The organism is Dickeya sp. ws52, assembly GCF_007210685.1.
Lineage (GTDB): Bacteria > Pseudomonadota > Gammaproteobacteria > Enterobacterales > Enterobacteriaceae > Dickeya > Dickeya chrysanthemi.
On the sequence record NZ_SZVX01000017.1, the window covers coordinates 51,394 to 78,392 of the forward strand.

The 26,999-nt window shown below is 56.4% G+C and carries 28 protein-coding genes; 15 read left to right on the top strand and 13 right to left on the bottom strand.

Annotated features, from left to right (window positions below; translation table 11 throughout):
• Positions 1 to 104: 104 nt before the first annotated feature.
• The 5 genes from mlaB to mlaF are packed head-to-tail and all read right to left on the bottom strand — an operon-like array spanning position 105 to position 3,279.
• Positions 105 to 398, bottom strand: coding sequence for a lipid asymmetry maintenance protein MlaB (gene mlaB, locus FDP13_RS16095; protein ID WP_015848110.1), 294 nt, complete (start codon positions 396 to 398; stop codon positions 105 to 107).
• Positions 391 to 1,023 carry a phospholipid-binding protein MlaC gene (gene mlaC, locus FDP13_RS16100; RefSeq protein WP_033577500.1) on the bottom strand — a complete coding sequence of 211 codons (633 nt, stop codon included), beginning with the start codon at positions 1,021 to 1,023 and terminating at the stop codon, positions 391 to 393. The genes mlaB and mlaC overlap by 8 nt, the downstream gene beginning before the upstream one ends.
• 11 nt (positions 1,024 to 1,034) lie before the next feature.
• Entirely contained in the window at positions 1,035 to 1,679 is a 645-nt protein-coding gene (mlaD, locus tag FDP13_RS16105) for an outer membrane lipid asymmetry maintenance protein MlaD (protein ID WP_015848112.1), read from the bottom strand.
• A 4-nt stretch (positions 1,680 to 1,683) separates the two neighbouring features.
• Positions 1,684 to 2,466, bottom strand: coding sequence for a lipid asymmetry maintenance ABC transporter permease subunit MlaE (gene mlaE / locus FDP13_RS16110; protein WP_033577501.1), 783 nt, complete (start codon positions 2,464 to 2,466; stop codon positions 1,684 to 1,686).
• A gap of 3 nt (positions 2,467 to 2,469) precedes the next feature.
• Positions 2,470 to 3,279, bottom strand: a complete 810-nt coding sequence (gene mlaF / locus FDP13_RS16115; protein ID WP_015848114.1) for a phospholipid ABC transporter ATP-binding protein MlaF — start codon at positions 3,277 to 3,279, stop codon at positions 2,470 to 2,472.
• Positions 3,280 to 3,557: 278 nt separating this feature from the next.
• Here mlaF and FDP13_RS16120 point away from each other — a divergent pair, with 278 nt between their 5' ends.
• The 12 genes from FDP13_RS16120 to rnk all read left to right on the top strand — a co-directional run bounded on the left by FDP13_RS16120 (position 3,558) and on the right by rnk (position 12,281).
• On the top strand, positions 3,558 to 4,520 hold the full coding sequence (locus FDP13_RS16120; protein ID WP_015848115.1) for a calcium/sodium antiporter: 963 nt from the start codon (positions 3,558 to 3,560) through the stop codon (positions 4,518 to 4,520).
• Positions 4,521 to 4,550: 30 nt separating this feature from the next.
• Positions 4,551 to 5,537, top strand: a complete 987-nt coding sequence (kdsD, locus tag FDP13_RS16125) for an arabinose-5-phosphate isomerase KdsD (RefSeq protein ID WP_033577502.1) — start codon at positions 4,551 to 4,553, stop codon at positions 5,535 to 5,537.
• A gap of 47 nt (positions 5,538 to 5,584) precedes the next feature.
• Positions 5,585 to 6,151: a 3-deoxy-manno-octulosonate-8-phosphatase KdsC gene (kdsC, locus tag FDP13_RS16130; RefSeq protein WP_015848117.1), complete on the top strand. Its 567-nt coding sequence runs from the start codon at positions 5,585 to 5,587 to the stop codon at positions 6,149 to 6,151.
• Positions 6,148 to 6,717 carry an LPS export ABC transporter periplasmic protein LptC gene (gene lptC, locus FDP13_RS16135; RefSeq protein WP_015848118.1) on the top strand — a complete coding sequence of 190 codons (570 nt, stop codon included), beginning with the start codon at positions 6,148 to 6,150 and terminating at the stop codon, positions 6,715 to 6,717. The genes kdsC and lptC overlap by 4 nt, the downstream gene beginning before the upstream one ends.
• Entirely contained in the window at positions 6,695 to 7,264 is a 570-nt protein-coding gene (gene lptA, locus FDP13_RS16140) for a lipopolysaccharide ABC transporter substrate-binding protein LptA (RefSeq protein ID WP_015848119.1), read from the top strand. The genes lptC and lptA overlap by 23 nt, the downstream gene beginning before the upstream one ends.
• 15 nt (positions 7,265 to 7,279) lie before the next feature.
• Positions 7,280 to 8,005, top strand: a complete 726-nt coding sequence (gene lptB / locus FDP13_RS16145; RefSeq protein ID WP_015848120.1) for an LPS export ABC transporter ATP-binding protein — start codon at positions 7,280 to 7,282, stop codon at positions 8,003 to 8,005.
• Positions 8,006 to 8,053: 48 nt separating this feature from the next.
• Positions 8,054 to 9,487, top strand: coding sequence for an RNA polymerase factor sigma-54 (rpoN, locus tag FDP13_RS16150; RefSeq protein WP_033577503.1), 1,434 nt, complete (start codon positions 8,054 to 8,056; stop codon positions 9,485 to 9,487).
• Positions 9,488 to 9,511: 24 nt separating this feature from the next.
• Positions 9,512 to 9,799: a ribosome hibernation promoting factor gene (hpf, locus tag FDP13_RS16155; RefSeq protein ID WP_033577504.1), complete on the top strand. Its 288-nt coding sequence runs from the start codon at positions 9,512 to 9,514 to the stop codon at positions 9,797 to 9,799.
• Positions 9,800 to 9,888: 89 nt separating this feature from the next.
• Positions 9,889 to 10,377 (top strand): PTS IIA-like nitrogen regulatory protein PtsN, encoded by a 489-nt coding sequence (gene ptsN / locus FDP13_RS16160; RefSeq protein WP_015848123.1) that lies wholly within the window; start codon positions 9,889 to 9,891, stop codon positions 10,375 to 10,377.
• Between the two features lie 191 nt (positions 10,378 to 10,568).
• On the top strand, positions 10,569 to 11,423 hold the full coding sequence (rapZ, locus tag FDP13_RS16165) for an RNase adapter RapZ (RefSeq protein ID WP_015848124.1): 855 nt from the start codon (positions 10,569 to 10,571) through the stop codon (positions 11,421 to 11,423).
• Entirely contained in the window at positions 11,420 to 11,692 is a 273-nt protein-coding gene (gene npr, locus FDP13_RS16170; RefSeq protein ID WP_015848125.1) for a PTS phosphocarrier protein NPr, read from the top strand. The genes rapZ and npr overlap by 4 nt, the downstream gene beginning before the upstream one ends.
• 178 nt (positions 11,693 to 11,870) lie before the next feature.
• Positions 11,871 to 12,281 carry a nucleoside diphosphate kinase regulator gene (rnk, locus tag FDP13_RS16175; RefSeq protein WP_015848126.1) on the top strand — a complete coding sequence of 137 codons (411 nt, stop codon included), beginning with the start codon at positions 11,871 to 11,873 and terminating at the stop codon, positions 12,279 to 12,281.
• A gap of 74 nt (positions 12,282 to 12,355) precedes the next feature.
• On the opposite strand, the gene pmbA is transcribed toward rnk, so the two are convergent.
• Complete coding sequence (gene pmbA, locus FDP13_RS16180; RefSeq protein WP_027713363.1) at positions 12,356 to 13,696, bottom strand: metalloprotease PmbA; 1,341 nt, start codon at positions 13,694 to 13,696, stop codon at positions 12,356 to 12,358.
• Positions 13,697 to 13,886: 190 nt separating this feature from the next.
• Here pmbA and yjgA point away from each other — a divergent pair, with 190 nt between their 5' ends.
• Both yjgA and FDP13_RS16190 read left to right on the top strand, forming a co-directional pair.
• Positions 13,887 to 14,435 (top strand): ribosome biogenesis factor YjgA, encoded by a 549-nt coding sequence (yjgA, locus tag FDP13_RS16185; RefSeq protein WP_012883027.1) that lies wholly within the window; start codon positions 13,887 to 13,889, stop codon positions 14,433 to 14,435.
• Positions 14,436 to 14,529: 94 nt separating this feature from the next.
• Positions 14,530 to 15,030, top strand: a complete 501-nt coding sequence (locus FDP13_RS16190; RefSeq protein WP_027713364.1) for a DUF1543 domain-containing protein — start codon at positions 14,530 to 14,532, stop codon at positions 15,028 to 15,030.
• Positions 15,031 to 15,036: 6 nt separating this feature from the next.
• Here the strand turns inward: FDP13_RS16190 and aaeB are convergent, their stop codons facing one another.
• Genes aaeB through aaeX form a run of 3 tightly spaced genes read right to left on the bottom strand, consistent with a single transcriptional unit; the run spans position 15,037 to position 18,158 of the window.
• On the bottom strand, positions 15,037 to 16,986 hold the full coding sequence (aaeB, locus tag FDP13_RS16195; RefSeq protein WP_033577505.1) for a p-hydroxybenzoic acid efflux pump subunit AaeB: 1,950 nt from the start codon (positions 16,984 to 16,986) through the stop codon (positions 15,037 to 15,039).
• 13 nt (positions 16,987 to 16,999) lie between these two features.
• Complete coding sequence (aaeA, locus tag FDP13_RS16200) at positions 17,000 to 17,980, bottom strand: p-hydroxybenzoic acid efflux pump subunit AaeA (RefSeq protein WP_081979817.1); 981 nt, start codon at positions 17,978 to 17,980, stop codon at positions 17,000 to 17,002.
• Positions 17,955 to 18,158: a p-hydroxybenzoic acid efflux pump operon protein AaeX gene (gene aaeX / locus FDP13_RS16205; protein WP_015848132.1), complete on the bottom strand. Its 204-nt coding sequence runs from the start codon at positions 18,156 to 18,158 to the stop codon at positions 17,955 to 17,957. The genes aaeA and aaeX overlap by 26 nt, the downstream gene beginning before the upstream one ends.
• A gap of 335 nt (positions 18,159 to 18,493) precedes the next feature.
• Between aaeX and aaeR the strand changes: the two genes are divergently transcribed.
• Positions 18,494 to 19,438 (top strand): HTH-type transcriptional activator AaeR, encoded by a 945-nt coding sequence (gene aaeR, locus FDP13_RS16210; protein ID WP_015848133.1) that lies wholly within the window; start codon positions 18,494 to 18,496, stop codon positions 19,436 to 19,438.
• A 46-nt stretch (positions 19,439 to 19,484) separates the two neighbouring features.
• Here the strand turns inward: aaeR and tldD are convergent, their stop codons facing one another.
• The 4 genes from tldD to FDP13_RS16230 form a co-directional block, all read right to left on the bottom strand.
• Positions 19,485 to 20,930, bottom strand: a complete 1,446-nt coding sequence (tldD, locus tag FDP13_RS16215) for a metalloprotease TldD (protein ID WP_033577507.1) — start codon at positions 20,928 to 20,930, stop codon at positions 19,485 to 19,487.
• A 46-nt stretch (positions 20,931 to 20,976) separates the two neighbouring features.
• Positions 20,977 to 24,813 (bottom strand): AsmA2 domain-containing protein YhdP, encoded by a 3,837-nt coding sequence (yhdP, locus tag FDP13_RS16220; RefSeq protein WP_143839910.1) that lies wholly within the window; start codon positions 24,811 to 24,813, stop codon positions 20,977 to 20,979.
• A 109-nt stretch (positions 24,814 to 24,922) separates the two neighbouring features.
• Positions 24,923 to 26,392, bottom strand: coding sequence for a ribonuclease G (gene rng / locus FDP13_RS16225; RefSeq protein ID WP_015848136.1), 1,470 nt, complete (start codon positions 26,390 to 26,392; stop codon positions 24,923 to 24,925).
• Entirely contained in the window at positions 26,382 to 26,975 is a 594-nt protein-coding gene (locus tag FDP13_RS16230) for a nucleoside triphosphate pyrophosphatase (protein WP_033577508.1), read from the bottom strand. The genes rng and FDP13_RS16230 overlap by 11 nt, the downstream gene beginning before the upstream one ends.
• Between the last annotated feature and the right edge of the window lie 24 nt (positions 26,976 to 26,999).

Consider the following 26,999-nt stretch of genomic DNA (forward strand, 5'->3'; position numbering starts at 1 on the left):
GGTATCTTAGATGAATCCGTCGCCATCTTAAACAAAAGAAATCCCCCTTGCGCACAGGCGACAAGGGGGAACCTTAATCATAAAAACTCAGGCGACAGGTCGACTCAATGGACCGGAATGATTTCATTCAGGTTATACAGTTGAATCAACGTACGCAGCCGCTCACTGGCACCGGTAATCTTCATCGGCGTTCCCTGCTGTTCCTGCTGGTGATAAAAATGCACCAACAGGGCAAGACCGGCGGAATCCACACGTTCAACCTGCTCGACATCCAGCACACGGCTAGCGGCCAGCAACGCATTACGCTGTTGCCAGAGCGGCAGTAAACTGTTCCGATCCAGGCAGCCTTCCAAAAACAATATGTCGTCAGCCTGCCGCCACTTCAGCGCATCAGCCATTTTTCTGACCCAGCGTAATCGGCTGCTGGGCCGACGCTTGCAGTTGCTTAGTCAAGCCGTCCACCCCATTCTGGCGCAGCGTAGACGCCCATTCGTTCTGTTTGGTGGTAATCATGCTCACCCCTTCGGCGATCATGTCGTAAGCCTGCCAGTAACCGGTCTTGGTATTTTTACGCCACTGAAAATCCAGACGGATCGGCGGGCGGCCGCCGTTATCAATAATGGTGACGCGGATGGAAACAATCTCGGCGTTACCCAACGGTTGCTCCGGTGCGATTTCGTAAGTCTGACCATGATAAGACGCCAAAGCCTGGCCGTACGCCTGCTCAAGATAGGTTTCAAACGCCTTGAAATACGCCTCACGCTGATCCGGCGTCGCACTCTTGTAGTACTGACCCAACACCAGCGCGCCGGCATATTTTGTCTGCACAAAAGGCAGCAGTTCTTCACGTACGACGGTACGCAGGTAGTTGGGATCCTGCTTAATATGCGACTGTTCATTTTTGAGACGATCAAAGGTCTTCTGCGCCGCATCACGCATCAGGCTATAAGGATTCGTTTGATCCGCCGCGTTAACAAACGGGGCAACGACCAACAAAACCGCCATCAATAAACGTTTTAACATGCTGTGTCCTCTCAAGGCTGTTGGGTCGGTTTTTCGCCGGATTCAGGTTTTGCCGCCTCACCGTTTTTCTCCGCCGGTTTGGTCTCCGCCGGTTTAGCATGGCCCTGATTCTCATTATTTGGGTTAACCGTATTAGGGTTAACCGTATTTTGAACGCCATTATTCTGGCTGGCATTGTCAGTATTGTTGCCGCCGCTCTTATATAGGAATTGGCCGATAAGGTCCTCCAGGACCATGGCTGACTTGGTGTCCTGAATGGTGCCGCCATCTTTCAATATCGACGTTCCCATGTCCTCATCTTCAAAACCGACATTCAGCGCCAGGTACTGTTCTCCCAGCAGGCCGGACGTACGAATCGCCAGCGAACTGGTATCCGGAATGTGGTCGTAACGCTTATCAATATCCATCGCTACCCGCGGCAGATATGTCTTGGTATCCAGCGAAATATCCGCCACCCGGCCAATCACCACCCCGCCGATTTTCACCGGCGAACGCGCCTTGAGGCCGCCGATATTGTCGAAAGTGGCGTACAAACGGTAAGTCTGTTGCTGCCCCAGCGATTTCAGGTCAGCCACCTTCAGGCATAAAAAGACTATGGCGCACAGCGCGATCAGCATGAACACGCCAACCCCTATTTCATGTTTCTTTGTTTGCATCGACTTATTTCCCAAACATCAGTGCTGTCAGCACAAAATCCAATCCCAGTACCGCCAGCGACGAGTGCACCACGGTGCGGGTCGTCGCGCGGCTGATGCCTTCTGACGTCGGAATCGCGTCATAACCGTTGAACAGTGCAATCCAGGTGACGGTAATGGCAAACACCAGGCTCTTGAGCACGCAGTTGAGCAAATCTTTTTGCCACGCCACTGCGTTTTGCATCGCCGACCAGAAAAAGCCGCTGTCGATACCTTTCCAGTCCACGCCCACCAGTGCACCGCCCCAAATGCCCACGGCGACGAAAATCACCGTCAACAGCGGCATGGTAATCACCCCCGCCCAAAAACGCGGCGCCACTACGCGGCGCAACGGGTCTACCGCCATCATTTCCATACTGGATAGCTGCTCGGTCGCCTTCATCAGCCCGATTTCCGCCGTCAGGGCGGAACCGGCTCGACCGGCGAACAGCAGCGCCGTTACCACCGGCCCGAGTTCACGCAGCAACGACAATGCCACCATCATGCCCAGGCTGGCTTCCGCACTGTAGGTCGTCAGAACCAGATAGCCCTGCAGGCCCAACACCATGCCGATAAACACGCCGGACACCATAATAATCAGCAACGATTGCACACCGACGCTATAGAGCTGTTTACGCAGCAGCGGCCACTGCCTGGCTGGTTCCGGCTTCCCCACTAACGCATTGAACAACATCAGCCCGGCGCGCCCAAAAGCAGCGCATACCTGAATGCCAGCGCGCCCCAGCGACGCTAATGCCTGTACTAGCATGAATTACTTACTCCCCAAGCCTAACAGCCCACGCTGATAGTCGCCCGCCGGATAGCGGAACGGCACCGGGCCATCGGCAATGCCATCGAGAAACTGTCTGACGCGCGGATCGCTATTGTGCTGCAATTCAGTCGGCGTCCCCTCGGCCACAACCCGCTGATCGGCAATGATATATGCATGATCGGCGATACTCAGTACTTCCGGCACATCATGAGATACCACGATACAGGTCACGCCAAGCGCATGATTCAACTCGTCGATGAGCTTCACCAGCACCCCCATGGTGATCGGGTCCTGTCCGACGAACGGCTCATCAAACATGATCAGTTGCGGATCCAGCGCAATCGCACGCGCCAGCGCCGCACGTCGCGCCATGCCGCCCGACAGCTCGGACGGCATCAGCTCGGCCGCACCACGCAGTCCGACCGCCTCCAGCTTCATCATCACCGTACTGTGCAGCAACGGCTCGGGCAACTGCGTATGTTCGCGCAACGGCCAGGCAACATTATCGAACACGTTCAGATCGGTAAACAGCGCGCCCGACTGAAACAACATGCTCATCTTCTTACGGGCTTCATACAAACGGGAACGGGAAAGCGCCGGAATATTGTCCCCGTCGAACCAGATTTCACCGCCGTCTGGTTGCAACTGCCCGCCAATCAACCGTAACAACGTGGTTTTACCGATGCCGGACGGCCCCATGATGGCCGTGATTTTTTGCTTTGGCACATTCAGCGAGACATCCGAAAAAATCGGCCTGTTGCCCCGCCGGAAACTGAGCCCGCGAATTTCTACCAGATTTTCGTGGTTCATGGTCTATTCCTCAACGATCACCCGCAGTGACCGCCCGTTTTCACATTTTCGCACCATTACGCCCTGAAATCGTCTTTCAGAGTGTTACGCTGGCTGTTCACTGTTACAGAATCAGGAGATCGCTTCGTAGCCAAAATTGCCATTGGTTTTACTTTTTCGCCCTGCGCAGTCAGAATTAGCGCTAACGAGGAAAAATGGCGGTTTTGCTTATTATTCGTCCAGAAATACTGGTTTGTTCGCCAATAAACCGGTGATTATACCTGAATAAAGGACGCTGCATGGTTTTTGCGACAGTACTGTTAATCGTTGGTTTAGTGTTATTGGTTTATGGCGCCGACCGTCTGGTGTATGGTGCCGCCGTACTGGCCCGCACATTTGGCGTACCGCCGATGATTATCGGCATGACGATTGTCGGGATGGGCACCTCGCTGCCCGAACTGATGGTATCCGTAACCGCCGCGCTCAACCATCAAACCGATATGGCGGTGGGAAATGTACTGGGGTCGAATATCGCCAACATTTTGCTGATCCTCGGCAGCGCCGTTCTTATCCGCCCGCTGACTTTTCACTCCACGCTGTTGCGTCAGGAACTGCCGCCGATGCTGGTGGTGACGCTATTGTGCGGCGTGTTATTACACGACGGTTTTCTCAGCCGGCTGGATGGCGTCATTCTGTTGCTGACGGCTTGCGGTTGCATTGTATTAATGCTGCGCATGGCGCGCGCGGCGCAACGTCGCGGCGACGATAGCCTGACGCGGGAGCAGATGGCCGAGTTACCCAGAGAAGACAACCAAACCGTCGCGTTATTATGGTTGCTGATCGGCCTGATTATTCTGCCGATGTCGGCGCGGATTGTGATCGATAACGCCACGGTTATCGCCAATTACTTTAATATCAGCGAACTGACCATCGGGTTGACCGTGTTGGCCATCGGCACCAGCCTGCCGGAACTGGCGACGGCGATTGTCGGCACGTTGAAAAAAGAGGATGACATCGCGCTCGGCAACCTGATTGGTTCCAATATTTTTAATATCGTGATAGTGCTGGGCGTGCCCGCTCTCCTCTCCCCCGGCGCGGTAAATCCGCTCGCGTTCGCTCGCGATTATTGGGTGATGCTGGGGGTCAGCGCGCTCCTGACGGTTCTCTGTCTCCGCCAGAAACGGCGCATCGGTCAGGGGGCTGGCGCATTGCTGTTATGTGCGTTCATTGCGTACCTTTCGATGCTGTTCTTGTTCTCATAGCCAGAGCATTGGCAACGCAGGATGTTTTACATGTCACATTTCGAGTTACAACCGGGTTTCGATTTCCAGAGCGCTGGTCGCCAGGTGTTATCCATCGAGCGCGATAGCCTCGCGCAGTTGGATCAATATATTGACGACAATTTCTCGCAGGCCTGCGAGAAGATGTTTTATTGCCGCGGCAAAGTCGTGGTGATGGGGATGGGTAAATCGGGGCATATCGGCTGCAAAATGGCGGCGACGTTTGCCAGCACCGGCACGCCGGCTTTTTTTGTCCATCCCGGCGAAGCCAGCCACGGCGATTTGGGCATGATTACCGCGCAGGATATCGTGATCGCCATTTCCAACTCCGGCGAATCTCATGAAATTCTGGCGCTGATTCCCGTACTGAAACGCCTGCAGGTGTGCCTTATCTGCATGACCGGCAACCCGGAAAGCACCATGGCGAAAGCGGCGGATATCCATCTTTGCGTTCACGTATCCCAGGAGGCCTGTCCGTTGGGTCTGGCGCCGACCTCCAGCACCACCGCCACGCTGGTGATGGGCGATGCGCTGGCTGTTGCGCTGTTGCAGGCGCGCGGTTTTACCGCCGAAGATTTCGCCTTGTCGCACCCCGGCGGCGCACTCGGCCGCAAACTGCTGTTACGAATCAGCGATATCATGCACACTGGCGACGAGATCCCTCGGGTTAGCCGCGACGCATCGTTGCGCGATGCGCTGCTGGAGATTACCCGCAAGAATCTGGGAATGACGGTGATTTGCGGCCAGGACGATCGCATCGAAGGTATCTTTACCGACGGCGACTTGCGCCGGGTGTTCGACATGAATATCGATCTCAACAGCGCCGGCATCGTCGATGTGATGACGCGCGGCGGTATTCGGGTCACGCCGCACACACTGGCGGTGGATGCGCTGAATCTGATGCAGTCTCGCCACATTACCTCGCTGCTGGTGGCGGAGAATGATCGTCTGCTGGGGATTGTTCACATGCACGATATGCTGCGCGCAGGTGTGGTATAAGCCCGGCCCCCGAGCACCACAGAATAAAAAACCAAGGATATGAGTGAATGAGTGAAAACCGGCCGCAAACCGATACCTGTTATGGGCCTGTCGATACCCTGGTCATGCAGCGTGCCCGTGATATACGTCTGTTAATCTGCGATGTCGACGGCGTGCTCTCCGACGGCCTTATCTATATGGGAAATCAGGGCGAGGAGTTGAAAACCTTCAACGTCCGCGACGGCTACGGCATTCGCTGCCTGCTGACATCGGATATCGACGTGGCGATTATCACCGGCCGCACATCGCAATTGCTCATCGACCGCTGCCAGACATTGGGGATACGCCACTTATATCAAGGTCAATCTGATAAGCTTTTGGCCTTCCGTGAGCTGTTGGATACACTGTCGCTCACCGCCAGTCAGGTTGCTTACATCGGCGACGATCTGATCGACTGGCCGGTGATGGCCGAAGTGGGGTTGAGCGTCGCCGTAGCCGACGCCCACCCGCTGTTGCTGCCCAGAGCGCATTACGTCACTCGCATTGGCGGCGGCCGTGGCGCAGTCAGAGAGATTTGCGATCTTATTCTGCTGGCGCAGGGTAAACTGGATTTTGCCAAAGGGCTGTCGATATGAGTAATACGAAACGCTGGCTGACGCTGTTGCTGGCATTGATTGCGCTGGTGTTGATCGGGTTAAATCTGACGACTCAACGGGCCGAAAACGGGCCATCGGAAGTGCAAAATAACGATCCGGCCTATACCATGCAGCAAAACATTACCGTGGTCTATGATCCGACCGGAAAGCTGAGCTACAAGCTGGTGGCGGAAAAAGCGGAACACTACAATGCAGAGCAAGTGAGCTGGTTTACTCAACCGGTAGCGACCATGTTCAATGAACAAGCGATCGCGACCTGGTCGGTGCGCGCTGATCGCGCCAAGCTAACCAAAGACCGTATGCTTTATCTGTATGGTCACGTTGAGGTCAATAGTCTGACCAATGATTCGCAACTGGAGCGAATTAAAACGGATAATGCGCAGATTAATCTGGTTACGCAGGATGTGACCTCGGATGACGAAGTCACCCTGTACGGTGTCAACTTTACTTCTAACGGACTGAAAATGCGCGGGAACCTGCGCAGCAAAACCGCCGAGCTGATCGATAAGGTAAAATCCTATTATGAAATCCAACCAAAAAATTAATGTCTTACACAGCATTCTGATCGCCAGCTCGCTTTTTGCCGTCAGCATTCCGGCACTGGCGTTGACCGGAGACACCGAGCAACCCATCCACATTACCTCCGACCAGCAAGCGCTGGACATGCAGGGCAATGTGGTGACGTTCACCGGCAACGTCCTCGTCACGCAGGGTTCAATAAAAGCACAAGCCGACAAGGTGGTCGTCACCCGTCCTAACGGCCAGCAAGGTCATGAAGTGATCGAAGGCTATGGTAACCCGGCCACCTTCTACCAAATGCAGGACAACGGTAAGCCGGTGAAAGGCCATGCCCAGAAAATGCGTTACGAGATGGATAAGCAACTGGTCATCCTGACCGGCGATGCTTACCTGGAGCAACTGGACAGCAACGTCAAGGGCGACCGCATTACTTATCTGGTGCAGCAGCAACAGATGGAAGCCTTCAGTGATAAGGGTAAACGCGTCACGACCGTGCTGGTTCCGACACAGTTGCAGGACAAAGGCACGCAGAATGGTGCCAAGCCGGCCGGCAAACCCGCCAAACAACAGTGAGTAATGTGCTAATCCATGGCAACACTAATCGCCGAAAATCTGGCCAAGGCGTATAAAGGCCGCAAAGTGGTGGAAAACGTCAGCCTGAATGTCAATTCGGGCGAAATCGTTGGGTTGCTCGGGCCCAACGGCGCCGGCAAGACAACCACCTTCTACATGGTTGTCGGTATCGTCCCGCGCGACGAAGGCCGCATCGTCATCGACGATGAGGACATCAGCTTGCTGCCGCTGCATGATCGCGCCCGCCGCGGTATCGGCTATCTGCCGCAGGAAGCGTCGATTTTCCGGCGACTCAGCGTGTACGACAACCTGATGGCGGTGCTGGAAGTCAGAAAAGATCTGACCCGGGAACAGCAGCAGGATCGCGCCAACGAACTGATGGAAGAGTTTCATATTGTTCACCTGCGCAATAGTCTGGGACAATCGCTGTCCGGCGGTGAACGTCGTCGGGTGGAGATCGCCCGGGCGCTGGCTGCCAACCCCAAATTCATCCTGCTGGACGAACCCTTTGCCGGGGTAGATCCTATCTCGGTTATCGATATCAAAAAAATCATTGAACATCTGCGCGATAGCGGGCTGGGGGTACTGATTACCGACCATAATGTCCGCGAAACGCTCGATGTCTGTGAGCGTGCTTATATCGTTAGTCAGGGCCAGCTTATTGCCCACGGCTCTCCGATGGATATACTGGCGAATGAGCAGGTAAAACGAGTCTATCTGGGCGAAGGCTTCCGACTCTGATAACGTCATGTATTAGGTTGATAATTCAAAAGGAAGTTAACCCACGTTATGAAGCAAGGTTTGCAACTCAGGCTCAGCCAGCAACTGGCTATGACACCGCAGTTACAGCAGGCCATCCGCCTGCTGCAGTTGTCCACGCTTGAACTCCAGCAGGAAATCCAACAGGCGCTGGAAAGCAACCCGTTGCTGGAGCAGGCCGATATTCATGACGAAGTGGAAACCCAGGAAAGCAGCGACAGCGAAACGCTGGACACCCGCGAGGCGCTGGAGCAAAAAGAGATGCCCGACGAGTTGCCGCTCGACGCCGCCTGGGATGAAATCTACACCGCCGGTACGCCTTCCGGCACCAGCACCGACTACCGTGACGAAGAGCTGCCGGTCTATCAGGGTGAAACCACTCAGACACTACAGGATTACCTGATGTGGCAGGTGGAGCTGACGCCGTTTTCCGATACCGACGCCGCCATCGCCACGTCCATCGTGGATGCGGTGGACAGCACCGGTTACCTGACGGTGTCGCTGGACGATATCCGCGAGAGTATCGGTAATGACGAGGTGACGCTGGAAGAGGTGGAAGCGGTGCTCAAACGCGTACAGCGTTTTGACCCTGTCGGCGTGGCCGCCCGCGATTTACGCGAATGCCTGCTGGTACAGCTGTCCCAGTTCGACAGCGGCATTTCCCGTCTGGCTGAAGCCAAGCTTATCGTCAGCGAATACCTTGATCTGCTCGCCAACCATGACTTCCGCACCCTCATTCGTACCAGCCGCCTCAAAGAAGAGGTATTGAAAGAAGCGCTGGCGCTGATTCAATCGCTCGATCCGCGCCCAGGTCAGTCGATCAATACCGGCGAATCCGAGTATGTGATTCCGGACGTACTGGTACGCAAGATACAGGGACACTGGACGGTGGAGCTCAATACCGACAGCGTACCCCGGTTGCAGATCAACCAGCAGTACGCCGCCCTCGGCAACAGCGCGCGCAACGACAGCGACGGGCAGTTCATCCGCAGCCATCTGCAGGAAGCCCGCTGGCTCATCAAGAGTCTGGAAAGCCGTAACGATACCCTGCTGAAAGTCACCCGTTGTATTGTGGAACAACAGCAGGCGTTCTTCGAGCACGGAGAGGAATTTATGAAACCCATGGTGCTGGCGGATATCGCTCAGGCCGTGGAGATGCACGAGTCCACCATTTCCCGCGTAACGACCCAGAAATTTCTGCACAGTCCGCGCGGTATTTTTGAGCTGAAGTATTTCTTTTCCAGTCACGTCAACACCGACAACGGCGGCGAGGCATCATCCACCGCCATCCGTGCGCTGGTGAGAAAACTCATTGCAGCGGAAAATCCCGCTAAACCGCTAAGCGACAGCAAACTGACCTCACTGCTTTCCGAACAGGGAATCATTGTGGCTCGCCGCACTGTCGCCAAGTATCGAGAGTCTTTATCTATCCCGCCGTCAAACCAACGCAAACAGCTGGTTTGACCCCTACATGAGAAGGAAGACGATATGCAGCTTAACATTACCGGACACCACGTCGAAATTACGGATGCTCTGCGCGAATTCGTAACCTCAAAATTCGCCAAACTTGAGCAATACTTTGATCGTATCAATCAGGTGTACGTGGTATTGAAAGTGGAAAAGATCCTGCACATTGCAGATGCCACCATCCACGTCAACGGAGGTGAGCTGCATGCCACATCGGAAGCGGGCGATATGTACGCCGCCATCGATCTGCTGATCGATAAGCTGGCGAGACAGTTAAACAAACATAAGGATAAACTGAAACAGCACTGATTTCGCCGTTTCAGGTGCAGGGACAGCGACCAGCCTGCTGCGTGGCGGGCTGGTAACCGAAGGCAACAGTGTCGTTAAGTGAACGTATCATGAACAACGAGCCCGTTATGCAACTTAGCGCCGTCCTCCGTAAGGAGTGCACGCGTAGCGCTGTCCACTGTCAGAGCAAAAAGCGCGCGCTGGAAATCATCAGTGAACTGGCCGCCAGACAGCTCAACTTGCCGCCGCAGAGGGTGTTTGAAGCCATTCTGACCCGTGAGCGCATGGGCAGTACCGGTATCGGCAACGGTATCGCCATTCCGCATGGCAAGCTGGAGGACGACAATACGCTCGGCGCAGTCGGCGTCTTTATCCAGTTGGAACAGCCGATAGCGTTTGACGCCATCGACAACCAACCGGTCGACCTGCTTTTTGCCTTGCTGGTTCCTGCCGAACAATGTAAAACCCATTTACATACCTTATCGCTCGTCGCCAAACGGCTGGCGGATAAAACCGTATGTAAACGCCTGCGCGCAGCGCAAGATGATGATGAGCTGTATCAGATAATGACGCAAGCGGATCTGCCCGACCAACCCTGACGGCTGGCGGCGCCCGTTTTAAGCGCTATCCGGCGTATGAGCGGGAACAGCGCATATAACAACAATATGTCATAACAATACGTGCGACGTCAGGCGCAAGCCTGACAGAATGCCGGCTTAGCCGGGAAAATGAAGTTAGCTAACTGTGGCGGTGGACATTCACCATCCTGCTGCCAGGGGGGAGTCGTCAGATGGTGCTGATGATTGTCAGTGGTCGTTCAGGTTCGGGAAAATCCGTAGCACTGCGCGCGCTGGAAGACATGGGTTTCTATTGTGTAGATAACCTGCCGGTGGTATTGCTGCCCGAACTGGCGCACGCTCTGGCGGAACGGAACATCTCCGCGGCGGTCAGCATAGACGTGCGCAACCTGCCGGAAACGCCGGAAGTGCTGGAACATGCGCTGACCCGCCTGCCTCAAAGCTTTTCGCCCCAACTGCTGTTTTTAGACGCCGATCGCAATACGTTGATCCGGCGCTACAGCGATACCCGGCGTCTGCATCCGCTCTCCAGCAAGAACCTGTCGCTGGAAAGCGCTATTGATGAAGAAAACGATCTGCTCGAACCGCTGCGTTCCCGTGCCGATCTGATCATCGATACCTCGGAAATGTCGGTGCACGAGCTGGCGGAAATGCTGCGTACCCGTTTACTGGGTAAACGCGAACGTGAACTGACCATGGTGTTCGAGTCATTCGGCTACAAACACGGCATCCCGATTGATGCCGACTACGTGTTTGACGTACGTTTCCTGCCAAACCCGCACTGGGACCCGAAATTACGCCCGATGACAGGGCTGGATAAACCGGTGGCGGCATTTCTCGACCGGCATACCGAAGTCCACAATTTCATCTATCAAACCCGCAGCTATCTGGAACTGTGGTTGCCGATGCTGGAAACCAACAACCGTAGCTATCTTACCGTCGCTATCGGCTGTACCGGCGGGAAACACCGTTCCGTTTACATCGCCGAACAACTGGCGGATTACTTTCGCTCCCGTGGCAAAAATGTACAGTCGCGCCACCGTACGCTGGAAAAACGTAAATCATGACCGTCAGGCAGACCGTTGAAGTAAAAAACCGCTTAGGGATGCACGCCCGCCCGGCAATGAAGCTGTTCGAGCTGGTGCAAAGTTTTGACGCTGAGGTATTGCTGCGCAACGAAAGTGGTACTGAAGCCGACGCCAGCAGCGTTATCGCCATGTTAATGCTGGATTCGGCCAAAGGTCGCCATATCGAGGTGGAAGTCACCGGTCCGGATGAAGAGCAAGCGCTGGCGGCGGTCATTCAACTGTTTGAAGCTGGATTTGACGAAGATTAATCCGGCATTTTCTCTCATTCTGGTGCAAGCCGCCGTCTGTGATCCCGGTCTATTCCTGTTTATGCGGTAAGTTTTTATGCGGTAACGTCCCCGCATCCCTGTTACCATCGGATTAACTTATCCCCCGGCCCTTACGGCAGGGGGTTGTTATCTGCTATTGCAAAAACTGGAGAAACATATGGATAAACCGCACCTGACGATTAGCGAGCTGGATGCCGAACGCCTGGATGCGCTGCTGGAGCAACCTGCTTTTGCCGATACAGAGGTAGCGCAGGCTCTGAGCGAGGAACTCGATCGGGCTGATATCGTCCAGCCGATTGAGATTCCGGCCGATGTGGTCACCATGAACAGCAGGGTTCGGTTCCGCGATCTGCTTACGGCGGAAGAACATATTCGCACGTTGGTCTATCCGGCCGGTCTCAAAGACAGCCGGGAGCAAATTTCAGTGATGGCGCCGCTGGGGGCTGCGCTGCTCGGTATGCACGTCGGCAACAGCATTGCCTGGCCGCTGCCGAATGGCGATAAAACGCGAATTGAAGTCATGGAGTTGCTCTACCAACCGGAGGCGGCGGGCGAGTATCACCGCTGACGCGACGGTATCCTCTCATGGCTGCCCAATATCATACCGAGGGCAGCCATGTCGGCGAATGCCGCGAGAGAACGTTATGCGCCGGCGATTTTCATCGACGGCAACAACACCGATCCGCACTGAATATTACTGCGCGTTTCAATGTCATCGCCGACGGTGACCATATTACGCAGCATATCTTTCAGGTTACCGGCGATGGTGATTTCACTCACCGGATACTGAATCTCGCCGTTTTCAACCCAAAAACCCGCCGCGCCGCGTGAATAGTCGCCGGTGACCGCACTCACGCCTTGCCCCATCAGACTGGTGACCAGCAACCCGGTCCCCATTTCCTTGAGCATACCGTCAAAATCCAGCCCGCGCCCGGCAATGCGCCAGTTATGAATCCCGCCCGCATGGCCGGTGCTCTTCATGCCCAGTTTTCGGCTGGCATAGGTGGTCAATAACCAGGTTTGCAGCACACCGTCTTTGACGATATCGCGCTGTGCGGTACGTACGCCTTCGCTATCAAACGGCGTGGACGCCAGCCCTTTACGCAAATGCGGCAACTCCTGAATGGTCAGCCATTCCGGTAGAATCTGCTGACCCAGGCTATCCAGCAGGAAGGTGGATTTTCGGTAAACACTGCTGCCGCTGATGGCGCCGACCAAATGCCCGAATAACCCGGTCGCCACCTCGGCGGCGAACATCACCGGCGCTTCCATAGTGGCTAATTTGCGCGGCGCCAGGCGTGCCAGCGTGCGCCGGGCGCACTCCTCACCGACCCACGACGGCGCTTGCAGGTCGTCGAGCGCACGGCCGATGGTGTAGGCGTAATCGCGCTCCATATCGCCGTTATGCTCGGCAATCACGCTGACCGACATGGAATGGCGGCTGGAGCAGTAGCTCTGCAACATACCGTGGCTATTGCCGAACACCTTGATGCCATAATGGCTGTTAAAACTGCCGCCTTCGGTGTTGGTGATGCGTTTATCGGCTTTCAGCGCCGCCTGTTCAGCAGCGGCGGCCAGCTCGATGCCGCGATCGGCGTCCAGCTCCGCCGGGTGGAATAAATCCAAATCCGGAGCATCAAACGCCAGCAGGTCTTTATCGGCCGGACCGGAATACGGGTCAACCGACGTGTAGCGGGCAATATCCAGCGCCGCCTGTACCGTACGCGCGATGGCGTCCGGGCTCATGTCGGTGGATGACGCGCTGCCTTTGCGCTGTTGATAGTAGACGGTGATGCCGAGTGCGCCGTCACTGTTGAATTCGACGTTTTCAACTTCACCATACCGGGAGCTGACACTTATCCCCGTTGTTTTCGTGACGGCGACTTCCGCCGCATCAGAACCGGCACGGGCCAGCTCCAGCGCCTGCGATACCGCCTGTTCCAGCACTTTACGCTGTTCTGCAACCTGAGTGATTATTGTCATCGATTTGCCATAATGAGTAAGAAAACATTCAGATAATCTATGATGCAACGAATGCCGTCCGCCTGCTATTCGTTACCTTACCTCGGTTTTACCACGAGGTAGCCTGTGATTGAGTCTAACAGGATCGGCGGACAATTTCGCACTCAGCCCATAACCTGATAGGATCAGCCTCTTTTATTGGGGAGCTACCATGAACAAACATCCCGAAGACTGGCAGGACGAGATCCCTGACGCCAGTCAGGACGATGAAGACGAAGAGATAATCTGGGTCAGCAAAAGCGAGATTAAACGCGATGCCGAGGCCCTCAAAGCGTTGGGCACCGAGCTGGTCGAGCTGGGCAAGAACGCGCTGGAACGCATTCCGCTGGACGACGATCTGCGCGCCGCCATTGAACTGGCGCAGCGCATCACCAAAGAAGGCCGCCGCCGCCAGTTGCAGTTGATCGGCAAAATGCTGCGCGCCCGCGACCCGGAACCGATTCAGACCGCGCTGGACAAGCTGCGCAACCGCCATAATCAACAGGTGTCGTTGTTCCACAAACTGGAGCAGTTGCGTGACCGGTTGATAGCCGAAGGCGACGGTGCGGTTCCCGATATTCTTGCGCTGTATCCGCAGGCCGACCGCCAGCAATTGCGCTCGCTGGTGCGTAACGCCCAGAAAGAAAAAGCCGCCAACAAACCGCCCAAATCAGCCCGGCAGATTTTCCAATATCTGCGCGAACTGGCGGAAGCCGAATAATGTCGGTCGGCGCCCGTGAGGCTGTGGCAAACAGCCTCGCCGGCACCTTGTGTAACGGTTTTTATTTGGTTGAAGCCACCAGTGCAGAACCCACATGACAACCTTATTTATGTATTACGTGGGCGGGCGCGCCCAGGGCGCCAATATCGAATTGCATGATATTCAGTTCGCGGCGGTAGAACACCCGCATGACGGGTTCCCTTTTTTAAAAGCCAACTGGTTCGGCGATAAAAACCGGGTTCACGTCGATAGCTACACCCCCTGTCATTGGGCGGACGGCTATGACATCACGCTCAGCCGCCAGCCGTTTCAGGGGAAGGAAAAACTCTGGTTTATCAACATGGGAGGATATCTGCCGCACAACCCGGCAGAGGTGCATCAGTTCGGGCTGTTCGTCGCAGCGGATGCGGAACTCGCGCAACAACGCGCCAAAGCCGTGCTGCTGACCGATGTCTTTCAGCAGCATAAGGATGATCTGCGCGATGTGGACGACTGCCTGCCGCTCACCTTGCTGGACCGCTGGTATATCCATCTAAACGCCAACCCTGCCGGACAGATCCCATCGCCGCAGTGGCAAGGGTATCACCCGCTGTAAGCGGGATCAGTCGCCAAGCGCATGTTTATGACGATGCAACAGTCCTGTCAGGCGGCCAACCGCATTAATGGCTTCATCCGACACCTGATGGTCGCGCAACAGATGCTGATACTCATCCATCTGGGCCAGCAATCGGGCGAAATGGTGGCTGCGGTCGCGGGTAGCGGCAATCACCTGCTCCGCCGTCGCCCGCATCTGGCGATGAAACGCAGACAAAACAGGGCTGACCGGCAGTTCCAGCGTCCGCAAACGCTGATGCATCATGATCAGCGACAACGCCAGCCGGTACTGACTTATTTCACCGGGAAACAGGTTCAGCAACAGAAACAGGTGCTGATACAACGCAGGCAGGTGGTTCTCACGCCGTTGCGTCGCATGGGTCGACAAGGCCGACACCGCGCCGAACACAAAGCGGTTCAGCAGCGTACGGCCGGTTTGTTCACGGGTATTGTCGCGGATCAGCAGAATCACGAGCAAAGCCAGCATACAGCCGATCACCTGCCCAATCGCGTTATCAAGAAACTGAGACAGGTTGAACTTCATCGGATTGCTGAGCACCAGAATGTTGATGGTACTGGCCAACGCGCCCAGCGATCCCAGCCGCCGTTTCTGAACCTCAATGCCGATGACAAACGCCATACCGCCGAGACTCAAACACAGCAGCAGCAGGCTTTGCTGGGTGGACGGCAACACCAGCATAAACATCAACGCCCCCAACGGCAGCGCCACCAAAGAACCAATCAGAAAGTCTTTCGCCGCCATCACCGGATTCGGTAACCGCATCACCAGCGATGTCACTACCGCGATGATCACCATGCATGAACTGCCCGAGGTCCAGCCGGTCCATAACCAGAACAAACAGCCCAGGCCGGTCGCCACCGTGGTACGCACACCATTAATCATCGCATGACGGGTTTCCGCCGAGCTGGCTTTTACCGGTACGTCGGCATCCAGCAACGCAGCTTCGCTCTGACCAATACGCGCATTGGTTTTCACGCCTTTCGACAACAACTGGTAGCGCGCCGCAGCCCCCAGCCAGCTTATCAACGTCGGCGGCAGGCTGCTGCCGTGCGCCGCCGCCAGATGGCGTAACTGCCGCAAACGCCGCTGTACCTCCGCCGGATTGTCCGCCGGGTGCTCCAGCATCACGGCGATCGCCCCTTTAACCGCATCAGGATGCTCCTGTAACGTCAGCCGGATTTCGCACGCCTGAGTGATCATAATCCAGGATTGAGTCAACAACGTGGTTATTCGGCGGCCGGCACCCTGCCAGCGGGATGATTCCATCATCAATACGCTACGCATACCGTTGATAGCATGGGTTTTGCGCACCAGTGCGTTCCACGCGGCATCCAGCGCCTGTTTCGACATGCCGTTCACACAACCTTGCAGCAAGTGATATTGCCCGACCAACAGCTCATCCAGCGCCCGGTCAATATCCTGCTTGACCGAACGCGGCGAGAACAGCAAGTCGGCTAAAATGGCGCAGACGATACCCAGCACAATCTCACTGCAACGCTCAACGGTAAATTGCGGAATACGCAGCGGCGCGCTCTGACTGGTTACGATAATGATCAGCGTCGTGTAGCCCGCCAGCGCAAACACATAGGCGTTTTCCAGTTTGATCAGTGATGAGATCCAGACGCAGACCCCCGCCCACAGGCAACACAGCATCAGCATCACTACCGGTGCCTGCACCGTGGCGATGATAATCACCAGAGCCGCAATGCAGCCGATAAAGGTGCCGATGACCCGCAACATGCCACGGTGACGAATCGCACCGGAGAACGGTTCGCCGCCGGCGGCAAAAGCCGGCGCGGCCGCCACGATCGCGGCGGTCAATGCCGCCCAGCGCGGGGTTTCCAGTTGCAAAAAGAACCCCAGCACCAACGACAGCACGATAGCCGCACTGAGTTTGAAGGCAAACCGCAGGCGCAAAAACGCGGGATTGTTCATCATAAGCCCCTGCTTAGCCGAACTCGCGCAGGCGATGCAGCAGTTGCAATAACGGCGACATCGACTTGGTATTGCGGGTCTGTTCGCCGGTCACCACGACGGTGGCGGTGGTGCCGGCCGGATACTGGTCGCCCCATTGTTGTTCAAGACGAATTTTTACCGGCACCCGCTGAGCCAACCGCACCCACTCCAGATTGGAATCCACCGTTGCCAGACCTTTGTTATCGGCGGTACTGCTGCTGTTGGTGACCCCGGCGGCAATGCTATCGACCGAACCGAACAAAATCGTGTTACTGCCCAACGGGGTGATTTCCACCCGGTAACCGGGCCGTACCTCCGCCAGTTTGGTTTCTTCCATGTAAGCCAGCAGATAGAACGAATCCTTTTTCACCAACGCCACCGCAGTAGCGCCACGGGTAATGTATTCGCCGGCATGGACGTGTAAGTTGGTTATCCAGCCGTCAGCCGGGGCGCGCACCACCGTACGCGCCAGATCGAGTTTCGCCAGCTCCTGCTCCGCCTGCGCCTTTGCCAGTTGGTGTAATGTGGTTTGCAACGCATTGCCGGACTGTTCAATTTCCTCCCGCGACATCGCCTGTACCCCAAGACGCTGACGGCGCGCCGATTCGCGCTTTTTCTCATCGGCCAGCGCCTGATAATAGGCGACATCCGCCTGTGCCTGCTCCAGCGCCTGCTGATAACGCGGCTGATCAATCACGAACAGCACATCGCCCTGTTTCACCGGCTGGTTATCCTGCACTTTGACATCGGTCAACAGGCCGCTGACATCGGGGGCGATCGCCACCACGTCGGCACTGAAGCGGGCGTCGCGCGTCCAGGGGGATTCAGTATAAAACGACCAGACGCGCACCAGCGCCACCACAGCCAGTAGTACCAACAATAACGTCACGGCCATGCGGCTGAATTTCTTGAAAATGACTTTCACAACAGATGTTTTCACAACAACCTCAAAGACCGAAATGGAACAGCGCATAGAACAGGCAGACAAACAGCGCGGTATTAAACAGAGCCGGGTGCCAAACCAGGTCGTAGATACCGGTGGGATGCAGCAGGCGGGTACAGACAAAAAATAGCGCCAGCGTCACCAGCAGCACAAAAAATACCGGTGGAAACGACAGGCCGAATAGCACCATAACCGGGAGTGAATTCATCCTCTTTTCCTTATGTTCTGCGTCACGCTGCTTGTCGTTCGCACCGCTAACCCTGAGTATCGGTGGCGAGAAGGACAGAAAAATACCCTCTCCCGCCGACCAACCGTCGGCAGGTGAAAGACACAGCGTTAACTGAATAATCACGATGGCGGGGGCTGATTTACTGCATCTCGTTCACGGTGTTAAATCAGCGTTTTTAACCCTTCGGAATAACCACGGCGGCAAAGACAGGCAATCAGGCCCGCGCTTTGTGGTCATACAGGCTATATTATGAAACGTTATTATTATGTTATCTACGCAGTGTGATCTAAATCACTTTTAAGCCAGGGTTAATAATGGAACGATTAAAGAGCATGTCGGTCTTCGCCAGAGTGGTGGAATTCGGCTCGTTCACCGCCGCCGCACGTCAGCTGGCTATGAGCGTATCCGCCGTCAGCCAGACGGTGACCCGGCTGGAAGATGAGCTACAGGTGAAACTGCTCAACCGGAGCACCCGCAGCATCGGGCTGACGGAAGCCGGCAGGATTTATTACCACGGCTGTCGCCGTATGCTGCACGAAGCACATGAAGTGCATGAGCAGTTATACGCGTTCAACAACACCCCGACGGGTACGCTGCGCATCGGCAGTTCCTCCACCATGGCGCAAAATGTGCTGGCTACGATGACCACCGACATGCTGAAGGAATATCCGGGTTTGTCGGTCAATCTGGTATGCGGCATTCCGGCACCGGACTTGATTGCCGATGGGCTGGATATCGTCATTCGGGTCGGTGCGCTGCAAGACTCCAGTTTGTACAGCACCCGCCTCGGCTCGATGCCGATGGTGGTATGCGCCGCCAAAAGCTATCTTGCACAGCACAGCGCGCCGGAAAAGCCCGGTGATGTGAGCAACGCGTCCTGGCTGGAGTACAGCGTTCGCCCGGACAGTGAATTCGAGTTGATCGCCCCGGAAGGCATCACCACCCGGTTAACGCCGCAAGGGCGCTTCGTCACCAATGATCCGGTCACACTGATTCGCTGGCTGAAAAACGGCGCCGGTATCGCCTATGTGCCGTTAATGTGGGTATTTGAAGAGATCAAACGCGGTGAAATCGAAATCCTGTTCTCACGCTACCACTCGGACCCACGCCCGGTGTACGCGCTTTATACCCGCCGCGACAACCTGCCGTTAAAGGTACAGGTATGCATCAACTACCTGACCGAGTATTTCAACAAGGTGGCGCTGATTTATCAGGGATACCGGCAGGAACAACCGCAGAGCGAGCAACCGCAGAAATGAATCAGGCCGCACCAGGCGGCCTGATGTTACGATAACGGCAAAACGCTTAAGCGGTGCCGCCCACCGTAATGCTATCCAGCTTCAGGGTCGGCTGGCCGACGCCGACCGGCAGACTTTGCCCTTCCTTGCCGCATACCCCGACGCCCCTATCCAGCGCCAGATCGTTGCCGACCATCGAGATCTGCTGCATGGCTTCAATACCGGAGCCAATCAGCGTCGCGCCTTTCACCGGTTTGGTGACTCGGCCATTCTCGATCAGGTACGCTTCCGAGGTGGAGAACACGAATTTGCCGGAGGTGATATCCACCTGACCGCCGCCAAAGTTCGGCGCGTACAAACCATACTCCACGCTGGCGATAATCTCTTCCGGGGTGGACTTGCCCGCCAGCATATAGGTATTGGTCATCCGCGGCATCGGCAGATGCGCGTAAGACTCGCGGCGGCCGTTGCCGGTCGGCGCAACGCCCATCAACCGGGCATTCAGCTTGTCCTGCATATAACCTTTCAGGATGCCGTTCTCGATCAGCACGTTGTACTGGCCGGGTACGCCTTCGTCGTCTATCGCCAGCGAGCCGCGACGCCCTTCCAGCGTGCCGTCATCCACCACCGTACACAATTCGGACGCCACCAGTTTGCCGACCTGCCCGCTGAACACCGAGGTGCCGCGACGGTTAAAATCACCTTCCAGACCATGCCCGACCGCTTCGTGCAGCAGCACGCCAGGCCAGCCGGCACCCAGCACCACCGGCATTGGCCCGGCCGGTGCCGCGACCGCAGACAAATTCACCAGCGCCATGCGCACGGCTTCTTTAGCCCAGGCTTCCGCCCGCACTTCACCCTCCGCCTGCTGCCAGAAATAATCGTAGCCGGTGCGCGCGCCGCCGCCGCTGGAACCGCGTTCGCGACGACCGTTTTCCTCAACCAAGACACTGACGGACAACCGCACCAGCGGGCGTACATCCGCCGCCAGCGTACCGTCAGTGGCGGCAACCAGAATCAACTCGTACACCCCAGTCAGGCTGGCGGTCACTTCCTGCACGCGAGAATCCGCCGCACGAGCGGTGGCGTCAACCCGTTGCAGCAACGCTATTTTCTCTTCACGGCTCAGGCTATCCAGCGGATTGGCCTGCGGGTAGAGACCGCGGTGCGGCACCTCGCCCAACGTTTTAACCGCACCGTTGCCCTGCTCGCGCACAATGCTGCGGGCCGCCTGCGCGCTTTGCTGCAAGGCATTGAGCGTGATCTGGTCGGCATAGGCAAAACCGGTCTTTTCACCGCTGATGGCGCGGATCCCGACCCCTTGATCGATATGATAAGAACCGTCCTTGATGATGCGGTCTTCCAGCACCCAGGACTCATGATAGCTCGACTGAAAATACAGGTCGGCGTAGTCAAGACGCCGTTCACTCAACGAGCCCAAAATGGACTGAAGATCCTGATGGCTCAGTTTATTGGCTGTGAGTAATTGCTCACTGACAAATGTCAGACTCATAGAATGTCACTCTTATTGTCAATGTCATCAGATAACCAGACCGCCGTTACTGGCCTGCCGCACCGGCGGCATTGGCTTTTTGCGGTTCACGCACTACTTCCTGAATCTTTGGTTGATCCACACTACCGGAAATATGGTAACGAATCAGGGAAATTTTACTCCACAGCGGCCCCAGCACTTTACTGGCGGCAAACACCGCCGCCCCGATAACCGGGTTCACCGCAAAGGCGGTGGCTACGCCGACCGTTGCGGAAATTTCCGGCGCGACGACGGCTTCCATCGAAACGTCGCGTTTTACCAGGTCGATATCGCCCTTCATAGCAATATCCGCTTCCAGGCCATCGACCAGCAAATTATCGGTGTGCAACACCCCGTCTTTTATCCACGCCGTACTGCGAACCGAATCAAAGTAAAAGCCTTTGCCGAACGTATCGCTGAAATCAAACTGTAGCTTACGCAGCAACGCATCGAAACTCACCAGACGCAATAATTGCCCGGCCTGGCCGGTGCCGACGTTAACGATTTCACCTTTGCCGATATCGGTTTTCAAAATGCCGCTCAGGCTCGGGATATGCGGTGCCCACGGCGAGCCGCGCCAGTACAAGTCATAATCAATCTTGAACGCACCGGCACGCAACGGCGTCGCCAGCCCCAGCCAGTCGGCGTTGTCGCTCAGGCTGTTGCCCGACAACTGGCCTTTTATCGCCGTACGGGTGCCTTCGCCGCTCTCCTGCCAGCTGCCGTCCAGCGTTAATTTGGCTTTGCCGTTATCAACCACCCCATTGGCCAGCACCAGCTTATTCGGCTCGGGTTGCAGCGATCCCTTCACCTGACCGATGTTTTGCCCCATCAGCCAGCATTCCCGGCAATCAAACTGCAACGCCGGCCAGTCTTCAAAACGAATACTCGGATCGTTGAGCGGCGATTTTTTCTCTGCCAGCGCCGCCGGGTTGGTCGCATCATCGCCTTGCCACTGCGGATTGTAATACAGATAGCGGACATCGCTACGCCATTGCCCGACGGCGGGGATCAACAAACGGCCATCGATCTCCCGGCCGGCCGCCGTGATTTCGCTGCCGCCGTTCTGGGTACGGCTGGTAAACATCAGATCATGCCACTGTTGACCCAGCACCTTCAGTTCCGGCGTCATCAGCGTTACCCGGTCCGGCCACTGGAAACGACTGGCCGCCGTCTGCTCGGTTACCGTGTGTCGAACACCGGGCAGCAACGCCAGCCAGCGTTCGCCGTCCAGCGACGGCAGCGCCAACGTCAGCGACGAATCATCCGGCAGAGGCGGAAGTTTCGCACCCTCCTGCCAGGCCGCCCGCGCCAATATCACTTTGCTCTCTTTAAGCAGCCATTGACTGTTGAAAGACTGTTTTTTCCCTAACGTGCCGCTCAACGTGAAACCGCGTACATCGCCTTTGGCATTAGCCTGAAGTCCCAACGCCGCGCCGCCCGCCTTATTTAGCGGTGAAGGTAAGTAACTGCTTACTTCCTTCAAATCACCCTGGAAGTTAACTTCATAGCTGGATGACCCACGGTGAGGCAGCGTCACTTGCACCGAGCTCTGCCAACCGGCATTGCCTTTCAACGCCGCCGCAACGGGTTTAGGTAGCCACGGCAAACGGGATACGGCCCAACTTCCCTGCAGCCCCACATCAACCAGAAACGCGTTTTCCTGTTCCTGAGTCGAGAAGTTGAACGTGAGGGGCTGTTCCAGCCAACGCGCCTGCAACGTTTGGCTGACGAGGTTGCCGTTATCGTAGTGAAATTGTCCGCTGACTGCCTGGAGCGAGGCATCCAATGGTTTGATAAACAAAGAATTATTATTTAGCGCCACATCACCGCTGGCTTTTACCATCCCACCATTGAGCGGGATATCCAGATGCAGATTACCCTGAACCTCTCCGCCAATCTGGATCTGTCTGAGCGCGCCGCCTATCGAGTTTTTCATCGGCGTTTGTTCGAAGTAATCGCTCACTTCTTTGCCGCTACCGCTGATGTCGCCATCGATCAGCAGCTTCTCTTTGCTGTAGTCTGGGATCACCGCATTGATATTGCGCCCTTCGGCATCGCCCAGCATCACCTGCGGCGCCAGCATCCACAGGCCGTTGTTAAGGAAATTCAGCGTAATATCCAGGTTATCCAGCGCCGGCCAGCCGGGCTGGAACTCAAAGCGAGATTTTTCCAGCGGCACCCAGACCTGAAATTGCCCTTCCTGATGCTCGAACGGGAACTGAGCCGGGTTACCGGCAAACACCAGCGTGGCATTATCCACCTGGCCCGACTTGATGGCGCCGGTCAGATAATCCACCAGATTTTTGCCCATAAAGGGTTCAGGATAGTAACGCCAGGCGTCGGCGGCATCGCCGAGCCGAATCCCGGCCAAAATATCCAGCCGGGGTTCCCCCTGAACAGGATGACGATAGCGGAAATCACCGTTGGCCCACAACGAACGGGAGCGCACATCCAGCCCTTGCCCCCACAGTTCCCAACCCTGCGCATTATTGCGCCATTCCAGCGTAGCGTCGGCCTGACGAATATCCAGCGGCGCACGGAACATGTCCTGATACGGCAACGTACTCTGCGCCAGATTTACCCGCGTCCGCCCGCGCGTCAGGCTACCGGTTGCCTCGCCGGATACATGATTCGCGCCCGGCAGCCGTTGCCAGTTTTGCCAGCCGACATCCTGCCAGTTCACCTGAAAACGGGTCAGATCCGGCTGCTGCAAGGGGATATCCAGCGCCAGCGTGGTCAGTTGCCCCTGCGGCTGCAATGCCTGCCAACGGGTTTTTAGTTCCGGCGTGGTGGTGCTGAGCAACGGCAGCAGCGGCCCCAGCCGTTCCAGCGCCAGGTGACGGCCGCGAATGCGTAGCTCGGCCGGACGGTCCGGCCCCAACAGTTGGCTATCCGCCGGCAACCACAGGGCGGACAATTGTCCTTTCGGCCAGTCGACGCCGTCGGTGGACAAATTCAGCGACGGTACATCCAATTGCCAGCCGTTTTGATAACGGCTGGCGTGCAGCGTCATGCCGTTGACTCCCAGCCGGTGCAACGTCGCGCCGTCGCGCCAGCTGGCATCGCCCTGACTGAGCAGCAGATCGCCGCCGTACATATCGCCTTCCCGCACCTGCAACCAGGCCGCCAGGCTGAAATTGGCGCTCTCAAGCCCGGTGTTGCTGCGGATCCAGCGGCCCAGCCACGGTTTCATGTCGATATTGTCGGCCTGCAAATACACCATGCCGTTATTCAGCCAGCCTTGTTCATCACGTAAATCCATACGCAACTGCACCACGCCGTGCTGACCGGTAAAACTCGACAGGCTAATTTGTCCTTCCGCCCGGTGCCGATTTTTGCTGTTTAACCAGGTCAACTGGGGGACGTGCAATTCGGCCTGGGCGCCCGATGGGGTCAGAAAACGGATGCGGCTATTACGCAGATCGAAGTGATCGAACTGACGCAGGAACAGCGAGCCGAACTGATCCGGCTCCCAACTGCGGGTGCGCTGCCTTTCGGGGTCGATCGGCTTTTTGATGTCTAATTGCAGGTGATAAAACGTAAGATCGCGGAACTTCCACTTCAGATGCAGCAACGACTGCCAGACATCCAGCGCGACTGAAATGCGTTCGGATTGCCACTCGGCATCCGGGTGATGAATACGCAGGTTGGTGATATCCAGCGTCGGTCCAAAGGGTTCCCAACTACCGCTGAGGCTATCCACCTCCATCGGCAGGCCGGTAACGGACTGCGCCCAGGCCACGATCTGTGGCCGGAAAGTATCCAGCGTCGGCAGCACCATTCTCAGGCCGCTGACCAACAGCGCAGCCAGAATAACCAAAATGGCACACGTCGCTGCTGCTATTCCGGGCAATCGCTTTATGCCGGGCAGTCGCCTCACACCTGTCTCCTCATTGTTCGTCACCGGCGACGAGCGAAAACCTTAACAGAGAAAGCCCGTCGGCCGACATCCGGCGATGGGCGGCATGACGTTACATCATGACCACATCAAACTGTTCCTGACTGTACAGCGGTTCGATCTGCACCTTAACCTGCTTGCCGACGAAAATCTCCACCTCCGCCAGCGCGTGCGACTCGTCGCTTTTCAATGCTTCGCCCACCGCCGGCGATGCGTAGACCAGGAAACGATCGGAGTCATAAGCGTGGTGAACTCGCACGATTTCACGCATGATTTCATAGCACACGGTTTCCACGGTCTTCACCGACCCGCGGCCGCGACAGGTTGGGCACTCGCTGCATAACACGTGTTCTATGCTCTCACGGGTACGCTTGCGCGTCATCTCCACCAGTCCCAATTGAGAGAAGCCGCTGATGCCGGTTTTGACCCGATCTTTGCTTAACGCCTGTTCCAGCGAATGCAGTACGCGACGGCGGTGATCCTCATTCGCCATATCGATGAAATCGATGATGATGATGCCGCCCAGATTGCGCAAACGCAGCTGACGGGCAATCGCCTGCGTCGCTTCGATGTTGGTATTAAAAATGGTTTCGTCCAGATTACGATGGCCGACAAACGCACCGGTGTTGATATCGATGGTGGTCATCGCTTCCGTCTGATCGATAATCAGATAGCCGCCGGATTTCAGTTCAACTTTGCGATCCAGCGCCCGCTGAATTTCGTTTTCCACGTCGTACAGGTCGAAAATCGGCTGTTTGCCGCTGTAATGCTCCAGCTTACTGGTCATTTCAGGGATGTATTCGGCGGTGAACTCCAGCAGAGAATCGTACGTCAGCTTCGAATCAACACGAATGCGATCCAGCGACGCGCCGGCAAAATCCCGCAAAATACGGTGCGCCAGCGCCAACTCGCCATACAGTTTGCACTTGGTCTGGTTGCGCTTTTTGCGCTCCATCACCTTGGTCCACAAGCGCTTAAGAAAGGCGGCGTCCTGCGCCAACTCTTCTTCTCCCACACCTTCGGCCGCAGTACGGATGATGAAGCCGCCTTGCTCGTCGCAATAGTCGGCCACCGTTTTTTTCAGGCGCTCACGCTCAGCTTCGCTTTCAATACGTTGCGAAACCCCGACGTGCGAGGCGCCGGGCATGAAAACCAGATAACGCGACGGCAGCGTGATATCGGTGGTCAGACGTGCACCCTTGGTGCCAAGCGGGTCTTTCACCACCTGCACCATCAGGTCCTGCCCTTGACGCACCAGCTCGGCGATATCGCGCACGTGAAAGTTTTTCTGCTCGTCGCCCGCCACGCACTCGGTATGCGGCATGATATCGGACGCGTGCAGAAACGCCGCTTTGTCCAGGCCGATATCAACGAACGCCGCCTGCATTCCCGGCAGCACACGGCTGACGCGGCCTTTATAGATATTGCCGACAATTCCGCGCCGGGCTTCACGTTCAATATGAATTTCCTGCAAAATGCCGCCGTCGATATAGGCAACACGCGTCTCTGAAGGGGTAATATTTACCAGCAATTCAGCGGTCATGGGTTCCTCGTTCTTTACGCTGTGCAGAAAAATGTGTGAACAATTCAAGCGTTTCCACCAGTGGCAACCCTACCACGGCGTGATAACTCCCGAAAATCGATTTAACGAAACATCCGCCTTTTCCCTGAATACCGTAAGCGCCGGCTTTATCCATCGGCTCGCCGCTGGCGATATACGCTGTAATATCATCATCGGAAAGGGGCCGGAACTGCACCTCGGTCACCACTCGTGCCGATACGCTCTCGCGGCGGTCGGCCAGCGTCACCGCCGTCATCACCTGATGCCGGTGGCCTGATAATGCGCGCAGAATGCGAACGGCATCGTCTTCATCGCGCGGTTTTTCCAGTACCTGGCCGTTCAGCACCACAATGGTATCCGCCCCCAGCACCGGCAGATCCATCGTTGCCGCCGCGACGCCGGCCGATGCTTTGTCATGCGCCAGACGGCTGACATACTGCTCCGGCGATTCGCCCGGCTGACGCTGCTCCACGACATCAATCTTCACGACATCGAACGACAGCTCCAGCAGGGTTAACAGTTCACGACGGCGGGGCGACGCTGACGCCAGATACAGATCGATCATCACATTTCTCTTATCATATTCTTG